This window comes from Amycolatopsis sp. NPDC049159 (assembly GCF_040648295.1).
Classification (GTDB): Bacteria; Actinomycetota; Actinomycetes; order Mycobacteriales; family Pseudonocardiaceae; genus Amycolatopsis; species Amycolatopsis pretoriensis_A.
On the sequence record NZ_JBEZDL010000053.1, the window covers coordinates 1 to 10405 of the forward strand.

Sequence of the window (10405 nt, forward strand, 5' to 3'; positions counted from 1 at the left end):
GGGCCCCGCGGGGGGGGCGCGGGGGGCCCCCGTCCCCCCCCCCCCACCCCGCGGGGGGGGGGGGCGTTTTGTCTGGGGGCGCATCCCACCCGCCCTGAACACTCACGACGCGGGACGGAAGCGCACGGTCTGACCCGGCCGCAGCTGGGCCGCCAGGTCGAGGTCGGCCTCCTCGACGACGGCGATCACCGGGTAGCCGCCGGTCGTCGGGTGGTCGGCGTGGAACAGGATCGGGCGGCCGGACGGCGGGACCTGCAGCGAGCCCGGGACGCACGCCTCGGACGGCAGCTCGTCGTGGCGCGCCCGGGCGAGCGGTGCGCCGGTGAACCGGATGCCGACGCGGTCCGAATCGGGCGAGACCGTGTACACAGTGGACAGCAGGTCGTCCGGGGCGGCGAACCAGTCGCGACGCGGTCCCGGCGTCACCCGCAACACCGGCGATTCCGGCAACGACGCCCGGGGCGCGAGGTCCACGACGGGGAACTCCCGCGGCGCCGGGCCGATCGGCAGCAGCATGCCCGCGGCGAGCGGCGGCGGGCCCAGCTTTCCCAGCGTGTCCGTCGCCCGCGAGCCCAGCACCGGCGGCACGTCGATGCCGCCGCGCACCGCGACGTAGCAGCGCAGGCCCGAAGAAGCCGTGCCCAGCGCGAGTTCTCCGCCCGGCCACAACGTGATCGGCGAGTTCAAGCCGCCCTTCGACAGCGGGCAAGCGGCACCGGTCACCGCGACCGTCGTGACGGCCGAAGCGCGCAGCACCAGCCCGCCCAGCGTCACCTCCAGCGCGGCCGCTCCACCAGGGTTCCCGACGAGCCGGTTGGCCAGCCGGAACGACGCGCGGTCGGCCGCGCCGGACCGGCCGACGCCCAGCGCCGCGTGCCCGGGGCGGCCGAGGTCCTGCACCGTCGTCGAGAAGCCCGGCCGCACGACTTCCAGCTTCACGACGGCACCGCCGTGAACCGGACGCGGGTGCCCGGCGGCAGCAGGTTCGGCGGGTCGCGCTCGACGTCCCAGACCGGCACGTCCGTGCGGCCCAGCAGCCGCCAGCCGCCGGGGGACGCGCTCGGGTAGATCGCGCTGTACTCGCCCGCGATCGCCACCGAACCCGGGGGGATCCGGGTGCGCGGCGAGGACCGGCGGGACACGTGCAGCACCGGGTCCGAGCCGGACAGGTACGCGAAACCCGGCGCGAACCCGCAGAACGCCGAAACGTACGAGCCGCCGCTGTGGCGGGCGATCAGCGCACCGACGCCCAGCCCCGTTTCCGCGGCGACCTCGGCCAGGTCTTCGCCGTCGTACACCACCGGGATCACCACCTCGCCCGCGTCGGCCGTCGCACTGTCCACAGGGGACACTTCGCGCAGCACCGCGCCCAGCCGGCCGGCGTCGGTCACCGCCGGGTCGAAGCGGACCAGCAGCGTCCGCGCCGCCGGGACCAGCTCCTCGACGCCGTCCGGGGCCAGTTCGGCCAACGCCGCCTGGTAACCGAGCACGTCGCCGGTCTCGACCAGCACCGCGCGCCGCCCGCACGGCAGCAACCGGACGGTCATCCGGTGAACGCGCCGAGCTGGACGCCGGCGTCGGTCAGCGCCGCCTCGATCCGGCGGGCCAGCTCCACCGCGCCCGGCGTGTCCCCGTGCACGCACAGGGAATCCGGGCGCACGTCGAGCTTGGTGCCGTCCTCGGTCACGACGCCGCCGGTCGCCATGCCGACCGCGCGCTCGGCGACGACGTCGGGGTCGTGCAGGACCGCGCCCGGCCGCTTGCGCGAGACCAGCTTGCCGTCAGCGGTGTACGCCCGGTCCGCGAACGCCTCCGCGTACGCCACCACGCCCGCGATCTCCGCCTGCCGCTGCATTTCCGAGTTCGGCAGGCAGAGCAGCGCGAGCGCGGGGTCGTACCGGCGCAGGCCGTCGACGATCGCCGCGGCCTGCTCGGCGTCCACCGCCGCGGTGTTGTACAGCGCGCCGTGCGGCTTCACGTACGTCACGGCGCTGCCGGCCGCGCGCGCGAACGCGTCGAGCGCGCCGATCTGGTAGAGCACCTCGTCGGCCAGGTCGTCCGGCGCGATGTCGAGCGCGCGCCTGCCGAACCCCGCCAGGTCGCGGTACCCGACGTGCGCGCCGATCGCGACGCCGCGCTCGGCCGCCAGGTCGCACACCCGCCGCATCACCGACGGGTCGCCCGCGTGGAAGCCGCACGCGATGTTCGCGCTGGTCACGATGTCGAGCATGGCTTCGTCGTCGCCCATCTTCCAGGCGCCGAAGCCCTCGCCGAGGTCGCTGTTCAGGTCCATTTCAGCCCACCCGGTATTCGCTGTCGTGGCGGTCGGTGATGAACATGTACCCCGGCGCGTGGGTGATCGCAAAGGGAGGCCGCGACGCCATCAGCGCCGCCTGCGGGGTGACGCCGCAGGCCCAGAACACCGGGACGTCGCTCGCGTGCGCGTCCACCGGATCGCCGAAGTCCGGCCGCGAGAGGTCCTCGATCCCCAGCGCCAGCGGGTCGCCGATGTGCACGGGGGCGCCGTGCACGGCGGGCATCGCCCGGGTGATCCGGATGGCGTCGTCGACGCGGTCCTCCGGGATCTGCCGCATCGACACGACCATCGGCCCGAACAGCCGCCCGGCGGGCTCGCACTGCCGGTTCGTCACGTACATCGCGACGTTGCGGCCCTGCTTGACGTGCCGCAGCGGGACGCCCCCGGCGGCCAGCGCCGTCTCGAACGTGAAGCTGCAGCCGATCGAGAAGGCGACCATGTCGCTGCGCCACAGCCCGGTCGCGTCCGCCACCTCGCCGGCCAGCACGCCGTTCTGCCAGATCCGGTAGCGCGGCAGGTCGGTGCGCAGGTCCGCGCCCTCGGCGAGCCGGGTGCCCGGGTCGCCGGCGTCGGTGACGTCGAGCAGCGGGCACGGCTGCGGGTTGCGGGTGCAGAAGAGCAGGACGTCGTACGCCCAGTCTTCGGGGACGGCGATCAGGTTCGTCTGGGTGAAGCCGTTGGCCCAGCCCGTGGTGGGGCGGGCGGTGCCGCGGCGGAAGACCGCGCGCGCCTGCGCCGGCGTGAACGTGGCCGGCTGGTCGAAGGTCGTCATGAGTTCCCCCTCAATCGACGAGTTCGATGCCCCGGGTTTCCGGGAGGCCGAGCAGCGCGAGCACCGCGATGCCGTAGCCGAACGCGCCGAAGACGATCGCTCCGCCGGCGCCGAGGAAGCCCACGACGGTCGGGAAGATCGCCCCGACCGCGCGGCCGAAGTTGTAGGTGAAGCCCTGGCCCGTCCCGCGCAGTGCCGTCGGGTAGAGCTCGGCGAGGTAGGCGCCGAAGCCGCTGAAGATCGCGGACATCGAGAAGCCGAGCGGGAAGCCGAGGACGAGCACGAGTCCGTTGGCGCCCCTGGGGATCTGCGTGTACGCGACGATCAGCGCGGCCGAGAGCAGCGCGAAGGTCAGGAAGGTTTTCTTGCGCCCCAGCAGGTCCGTGAGGTAGCCGCCGCAGACGTACCCGACGAACGCGCCGGTGATGAGGAACGCGAGGTAGCCGCCGGTGCCGATCACGGTCAGTTCGCGCGTCTTCTTCAGGTACGACGGCAGCCACGTCGAGATCGTGTAGTAGCCGCCCTGGACGCCGGTGGCCAGCAGCGCGGCGAAGAACGTCGTGCGCAGGAGGTCGCCCTTGAAGATCCGGAGCAGCGTGCCCTTCGGGCGTTCGGCCTTGAGGCGTTCCTCCGCGCGCGGGGCGTCCTTGACGCTCTTGCGGACCCACAGCACGAGCAGCGCCGGGATGACGCCGGTCCAGAACATGATCCGCCAGGCCACGTCGTCGCTCGCGACGGTGAACACCACGGTGTAGACAACCACCGACAGGCCCCAGCCGACCGCCCAAGCGCTCTGCACGAACGCCACGGTCCGGCCGCGGTACTTGGCCTGCGAGTACTCCGCGACCAGCGCGGCGCCGGCCGCCCACTCGCCGCCGAAGCCCAGGCCCTGCAGGGCGCGGAAGATCAGCAGCGTCTCGAAGTTCGGCGCGAACCCGCAGAGCACCGTGAAGATCGTGTACATCGCGATGGTGATCTGGAGCGTGCGGACGCGGCCGATGCGGTCGGCGAGCATGCCCGCGCCGACGCCGCCGACGGCCGACACGACCAGCGTCGTCGTGCCCAGGAGACCGGCTTCGCCGCTCGAAATGCCGAAGTAGACCGTGATGGCGGCCAGGCCGAGCGGCAGCGTCTGGTAGTCGAACGAGTCCAGGCCGTAGCCGCCGAACGCGCCGACGAAGGCACGCCGTCCGCGTTTGCCGAGCGTGCGGAACCAGTCGAACGGCCGGGCCTCGGTTGCAGTGGTCGCGGTCATGGGCACCTCCTGGCCAGTGTCTCTCATCGTGGCGTGCCTCACACGGTAGGGATTGTTCAACAATTCCACAAGACTGCAATTGGATCGTCCCCTGTGTGACGCGTATCCTCGCAGCGTGGTCATCGAAGACAGCGGGTTGCCGGGCTTGGCGGCCGACCGCGGCCTGGTCAGCCGCAAGAGCACGGCCGAACGGGTCGCCGGCGTCCTCCGCAAGCGCATCGCGGAGGGCTTCTTCCTGCCCGGCGGGCGGCTCTCGGAGCAGGACATCGGCAACGCGCTCGGCGTCTCGCGCAACACGCTGCGCGAGGCGTTCCGGCTGCTCACGCACGAGCGGCTGCTGGCCCACGAGCTCAACCGCGGGGTCTTCGTCCGCATCCCGAGCATCGAGGACGTCGTCGACATCTACCGCGTCCGCAAGATCATCGAATGTGCGGCGGTCCGCGGGGTGACGGCCAAGCCGGCGTCCTTCGCGCGGATCAAGGAGAAGGTCGACATCGGCGACGAGGCCGCCCGCTCCGGCAACTGGAAGGACCTCGGCACCGCGAACGTGTGGTTCCACCAGGAGCTGGCCGCGCTGTCCGGCAGCGAGCGCGTCAACGAGCTGGTCGGCAGGCTGACCGCCGAGCTGCGGCTGGTCTTCCACATCATGGCCGAGCCGCGCCGCTTCCACGAGCGCTACCTGCCGCGCAACCACGAGATCCTCGACCGCATCGAGGCGGGCGACGGGCCGGGCGCGGAGCAGCTGCTGATGAAGTACCTCGCGGACGCGGAGGAGCAGCTGGTCGAGGCGTACGCCGATCGCGCGGACGCCGCCCGCGCGGCGAGCGCGGCGGAGTAGCTACCGCCGTCGCACGATCTCGGCGATCCAGACGGGCGCGAACGGGGACGTGCAGTTCGGCGGCGTCGGGTAGTCCTTGAGGACTTCCAGGCGCTCGCCGATGTCGATCGCCCGCGCGCGCAGGTCCGCGTGTTCGATGCCGATCTGGGCCAGGCAGTGGTTCATCGCCCACTGCAGGCGGTCCGGAGCGCCCTTCATGTCTTTCTCGATGACGTCGAGGAGTTCGCCGAGGCCCTCGGTCATCGCGGGTACGCGAGCGGTCGTCAACGCCCAGCCGGCGCTCGCGACCACCGGATCCGGGTCGGCGAACCAGGCCTCGCGCAGTTCTTCGGCGTGCGGGCTCTTCTTGACGACGTAGTTGACGAGCCAGTCGTGCACCTTCGGCGTGCGCGCGGTCCGGAGCATGGCGTCGAGCTCGGCGCGCTCGAAGGCCTTCGGGCGGCAGATCAGCGTCGCGAGCAGCTTGGCCGCGGTGTCGTCCGTCGCCCACAGTTCACGCGCGAGGTCCTGCTGCGTCTTCAGCCGTTTGGCGACGGCGCGCAGCTTGCTCAGGTTGACGCCGTGGTCGTCGCCGTGCTTTTCGTTGACCGCACGGGCCTTGGGGTCGTCGAGGGCAGCCAGCTCGGCCAGCACTTCGTCCACAGTCGTCTCCGCCACGGCCGCCAGTTTACGGTGCGCGTTCGGGCACGCTTGGCGTCCGGACGGGCCGAGCACCGGCCGCCTGCGATTCCGGCTGGATAACCTCGGTGCGGTTCCGCCGCCGGAGACCCCCAGCGGCAGGCGGACCACGCTGCCGGGTCGCCGCCTCCCCAGTGCCGCGGCCCGGCAGCCCTCACCTTCCCCGGCGTCAGCCGGCGTAGCGGGCGAAGATCCTCGTGAAGTCCCACGCCTGCTGGGAAACACCCGAACAGGTGTCGTTGTTCGGGTAGGCGCCTGGGCAGGGGCGGTCGCGGTTGGCCGACCAGAACGTCAACCGGGCCAGGTGGTGCGCGTTCGCGTAGCCCAGGATGGTGGTGAAATCGTTCAGGGTGACCGTCTCGCTGTTGTCGGTGATGCCGTTCATCGACGAGATGCCCATGTGCCGGTAGGCGGTGTCGTCGTCGTAGCCGTACGCACCCTTGACGACGTTCTTGAGGCCCTCGGCCGCCCGCTGGGTCAGCGTGCCCATGTTCTGGCCGGCGCCGCCGAAGTCGAACGGCATGATGACCCAGCCGTCGACGGTGAGCCCGGCCTGTGCGGCCCGGTTCACCAGGCTGTTGTCCGGGCCGGACTGGCCGGTGCCGAAGGTGACGTACAGCTTGATGCCCGGGTTGTTCGCCCGGACCGTCTTCAGCGCGTCGACCGTGCGCTGCTGCACCGTCGGGTTGCTGTACGCGTCGGCCTCGATGTCGATGTCGATCGCCTTGAGGCCGTAGGCGTTGATCACCTTCTGGTAGCCGGCCGCCAGTTCACCGGCGCTGCCGCACGACGACTCCAGCTTGTTGCCGGAGTAGCCGCCGAACGACGGGATGATGTCGCCGCCGCCCGCGCGGATGGTGTTGATGGTGCTCTGGTCGACGCCGCCGGCGAGCGCGCGGCCGCCGTCCCACTGCGGGTTGCAGTAGCCGTTGGACAGGATGAACGCCATCGTGAACCACTTGACGCCGGTGGCGTTCATGATCGTGGACGGGTTGGGCGGGTCGCCCCAGCCGTTGTAGAGGTACGGCGCGACGGCCATCGCGCCCGGCCCGGTCGGCGGCGGGGTGGTGCCGCCGACCGGGAGCGTCCACTGCTGGTTGGCCGTGCTCGCGCACGTCCAGATCTGCAGCCGGGTGCCGTTGGCGGAACTGTTCCCGGTGGCGTCGAGGCACTTGCCCGAGCCGGTGTTGACGAGGTTCTTCGCCGCGTTGGCCGTCCACTTCTGGGCACTCGAGCCGTTGCAGTCCCAGAGCTGGATGGTCGTGCCGTTCGCGGTGCCGGCGCTCGTCACGTCGAGGCACTTGCCCAGCGCCTGCATGGATCCGTCGGAGCCGACCGTCCACTGTTGGGCGCCGGAGCCGTTGCAGTCGTAGAGCTGGATCGCCGTGCCGTTGGCGGTGCTCGCCGCGTTGACGTCGACGCACTTGCCGGCGATGCCGGTGATCGGCCCGGTCGCCGCCTGCGCGACACCGGGGGCGAGCACCAGCGCCGACGCGGCGATCAGGGCGCCGAGTACTGCTGTTTTCTTCATGCGGGCACGTTCCACTTCTGGTTGGCGGCACCGGTGCAGGTCCAGATCTGCAGCCGGGTGCCGTTGGCGCTGGAGTTGCCGGTGGCGTCGACGCACTTGTTCGACGCGGAGCCGACGAGGTCCTTGGCCGCGGTGGCCGCCCATCTCTGGTTGGCCGTCCCACCGCAGTCCCAGAGCTGCAGCCGGGCACCGTCCGCTGTGGACTGTCCGGTGACGTCGAGGCACTTGCCGAGCGCGCGGATCGTGCCGTCGGTGCCGGCGGTCCACTGCTGGGCCGTCGAGCCGTTGCAGTCGTAGAGCTGGACCGCGGTGCCGTTGGCGCTGCTCGCCCCGGCGACGTCGACGCACTTCCCGCCCAGGCCGGTGATCGGGCCGGTCCCGCCGGTTCCGCCGCCGTTGCCCTGGTTGCCGCTCCAGGTGAACGTCGCCGAGGTGTGACCGGGCAGGGAGTAGGTGAACGACGAGTTGCCCCAGTTCACCCGCACGCTCTGGGCGCCGGTGCCCGAGTTGTACGCGATCAGCGCCTTCGAGCCGTCCGGGTTCTTCCAGGCGACGTTGCGGACGGTCGAGTTGTCGTTCGAGTCGATCCGGTACGCGCCCGGCTTCACGAACTTCGTCAGGTGACCCATCGTGTAGTACTCCACGGTGTAGTCGACCTGCCCGCTGCGCGAGTCTCCGTTGTGGACGGTGACCAGACCGGTGCAGGTGCCGCAGCCGCCGTTGTGCGGCCCCATGTTCTGGTCGACGGCGAGGCTCCACTTGGTCACGCTCTTCGACCAGTTCCGGGTGTAGTCCACGATGTTGTTCATGTCTTCGGCCTGCTGGTTCGAGATCCAGGTGCCACCGGAGTGCTCGGTCGAGTAGGCGTTGACGTTCGGGTACTGGTTGTGCGTGGTCGTCTGCTGCGCGATGTTCCCGCCGTAGCCGTGCCAGGCCACGCCCCCGAAGTTCGGGTGGGTGCGGATCGCCGCGTCGTCCAGGGTCGGGGCACCGTAGGAGGCGTAGGTGTCCCAGTTCCAGTCGAGCGCGAGGACCTTTGTGGACAGTCCGGCACCCTGCAGGGCCGGCAGCAGGTTGTTCTTCGCGAAGTACGCGAGCCCGGCGCCGTTCCAGTTGGTCGACGGGTAGCTCGCGCAGCACGTCGGCTCGTTCTGCATCGAGACGTAGTCGATCGGCACGCCCGCGGCCTGGTAGGCCTGGAGGTACTTGACGAAGTACTGCGCGTAGGCCGGGTAGTACTGCGATTCGACCCAGCCGAGCAGGTAGCTGTCGTTGTCCTTCATCCACGGCGGCGCGCTCCACGGCGACGCCATCACCTTGGCCTGCGGGTTGAGCTGCTTGGCCTGCTTGGTCAGCGGCAGCACGTCGGCCTGGTCGTGGGCGATCGAGAAGTGCGTCAGGTTCGGGTCGGTCTGCCCGGCCGGCACGTCGTCGAAGGTGTAGCTGTAGCGGGCCAGGTCGGACGCGCCGAGCGGGTTGCGGATGAAGCTCAGCCCGATGCCGTTGTTCGGGTCGAACAGCTTGCGCATCGTGTCGTCGCGGGTGGCTGGGGACAGCGCGCCGCTGGAGTTCATCAGCCAGGCCGCGGTGTCCGTGAAGGACGCTCCGCCACCCTCGAACTGTTGGTAGGTGGTGCCTTCGTTGACGTTGATGGTCACGCCACCGGTGCCGGTGCCCGCGGCGAACGAGATCGGCGTCTGCTGCTGGAGGCCGCGGGTGACCGTCCGGCCGCCGGAGTCGCTGGTGGTGGTGAGCCAGATGTTGACGGTCTCGCCCGCGGCTTGCGCGGGCGCGGCGAAGGTGGCCGCGGCGAGCGCGGTCACGCCGAGCAGGGTGAGCAGTTTCCTCATGGGAGCGTCCACTTCTGGTTCGCGCCGGACCCGCAGGTCCAGATCTGGAGCCGGGTCCCGTTGGCGCTCGAGTTCCCGGTGGCGTCGAGGCACTTGCCGGAGCCGGTGTTCACGAGGTTCTTCGCCGCGTTCGCCGACCACTTTTGCGCGTTGCTTCCGTTGCAGTCCCACAGCTGGGTCGGGGTGCCGTTCGCGGTGCCCGCGCTGGTGACGTCGAGGCACTTGCCGAGTGCTTTCACGGTTCCGTCGGTGCCGACTGTCCACTGTTGAGCGCCTGAGCCGTTGCAGTCGTAGAGCTGGACGGCGGTTCCGTTGGCGTTGTTCGCACCCGCGACGTCGGCGCACTTGCCGCCGATGCCCTTGATCGGCCCGGCCGTCCCGGCGGGCGGGGGCGTGGTGCCGCCGACGAACTGCGTGGCGACCTGCTCGCCGAGGCTGACCGCGTTCCCGTGGTTCTCGATCGGGTCGACGTGCGTGTTCGGGAACACGACGTAGGTCACCGGGCCTTCGGTGCCGCCGTTCTTCGGGTCGGGGTTGATGCCGAGGCTGACGGCGGTGGCGTAGGACGCCTCACCGATGATGCTCGTCGGGCCGGTGTCGCCGACGACCGCGTAGGTGACTTGGTTGTTGTAGATCACCGCCACGACCGAACCGCCGTCGATCCCGTAGTTGCGGTAGTCCCATGTGGACGTCGGCTGCGGGAGGACGATGTAGGGCAGTTGCGCCGCGTTGAGCGGCTGGTCGGTCGAGGTGTGGAACGCGGTGTCGGGGTAGAAGCAGCAGTCGGTGTTCTCGTTGCACTGCGTGGTGCGGACGCCGTCGCAGTCGACGTCCATGTCGGCGGTGAAGAACACGGCGCCGGCGGTCTGGCAGACGGGAACGGTGGCCGCGCCGCCTTCGTCGAAGGAATACTTGCCGTTGGAGATCTGCTGGCAGTTCTGGGTTTTGGCGAGCAGCTGGCTCGCCGACGGACCCGCTTCGACCGCCGCTTGGGCGGGGCCGGACGTGAGGAAGGAAAGCGCTAACAGGGCACACCCCATTAGCGCGACGAGGATTCGCCGCACTGGGTACTCCTTGTGGGGAAGGGGTCGTGAGTGTTCAGGGCGGTGAGAACCGCCCGCGAAAAAAACCAGGGGGGGCGGGGGAAGGGGGGGTTGCAGAGTT

The 10405-nt window shown here is 70.6% G+C and carries 10 protein-coding genes; 1 reads left to right on the forward strand and 9 read right to left on the reverse strand.

The window, feature by feature from the left end:
- Positions 1 to 102: 102 nt before the first annotated feature.
- From AB0B33_RS46560 to AB0B33_RS46580, 5 genes are read right to left on the reverse strand one after another with little or no spacing between them, the layout of a single operon-like run.
- On the reverse strand, positions 103 to 939 hold the full coding sequence (locus tag AB0B33_RS46560; protein WP_360784586.1) for a biotin-dependent carboxyltransferase family protein: 837 nt from the start codon (positions 937 to 939) through the stop codon (positions 103 to 105).
- Positions 936 to 1547: an allophanate hydrolase subunit 1 gene (locus AB0B33_RS46565; RefSeq protein ID WP_360784589.1), complete on the reverse strand. Its 612-nt coding sequence runs from the start codon at positions 1545 to 1547 to the stop codon at positions 936 to 938. The genes AB0B33_RS46560 and AB0B33_RS46565 overlap by 4 nt, the downstream gene beginning before the upstream one ends.
- Entirely contained in the window at positions 1544 to 2293 is a 750-nt protein-coding gene (locus tag AB0B33_RS46570) for a 5-oxoprolinase subunit PxpA (protein WP_247018077.1), read from the reverse strand. Before AB0B33_RS46570 ends, AB0B33_RS46565 begins: the two co-directional genes overlap by 4 nt.
- A gap of 1 nt (position 2294) precedes the next feature.
- Complete coding sequence (locus AB0B33_RS46575; RefSeq protein WP_360784592.1) at positions 2295 to 3089, reverse strand: putative hydro-lyase; 795 nt, start codon at positions 3087 to 3089, stop codon at positions 2295 to 2297.
- Between the two features lie 10 nt (positions 3090 to 3099).
- Positions 3100 to 4344: an MFS transporter gene (locus tag AB0B33_RS46580; RefSeq protein ID WP_360784595.1), complete on the reverse strand. Its 1245-nt coding sequence runs from the start codon at positions 4342 to 4344 to the stop codon at positions 3100 to 3102.
- A 115-nt stretch (positions 4345 to 4459) separates the two neighbouring features.
- On the opposite strand from AB0B33_RS46580, the gene AB0B33_RS46585 reads away from it, so the two are divergent.
- Positions 4460 to 5182, forward strand: a complete 723-nt coding sequence (locus AB0B33_RS46585; RefSeq protein ID WP_360784598.1) for a GntR family transcriptional regulator — start codon at positions 4460 to 4462, stop codon at positions 5180 to 5182.
- Here AB0B33_RS46585 and AB0B33_RS46590 read toward each other — a convergent pair whose 3' ends face one another.
- The 4 genes from AB0B33_RS46590 to AB0B33_RS46605 form a co-directional block, all read right to left on the reverse strand.
- Complete coding sequence (locus AB0B33_RS46590; RefSeq protein WP_360784601.1) at positions 5183 to 5839, reverse strand: DNA alkylation repair protein; 657 nt, start codon at positions 5837 to 5839, stop codon at positions 5183 to 5185. It lies immediately after the preceding gene.
- 190 nt (positions 5840 to 6029) lie between these two features.
- Entirely contained in the window at positions 6030 to 7391 is a 1362-nt protein-coding gene (locus AB0B33_RS46595) for a ricin-type beta-trefoil lectin domain protein (protein ID WP_360784604.1), read from the reverse strand.
- Positions 7388 to 9241 (reverse strand): ricin-type beta-trefoil lectin domain protein, encoded by a 1854-nt coding sequence (locus tag AB0B33_RS46600; protein ID WP_360784606.1) that lies wholly within the window; start codon positions 9239 to 9241, stop codon positions 7388 to 7390. Before AB0B33_RS46600 ends, AB0B33_RS46595 begins: the two co-directional genes overlap by 4 nt.
- Positions 9238 to 10305, reverse strand: coding sequence for a ricin-type beta-trefoil lectin domain protein (locus AB0B33_RS46605; protein ID WP_360784609.1), 1068 nt, complete (start codon positions 10303 to 10305; stop codon positions 9238 to 9240). Before AB0B33_RS46605 ends, AB0B33_RS46600 begins: the two co-directional genes overlap by 4 nt.
- Between the last annotated feature and the right edge of the window lie 100 nt (positions 10306 to 10405).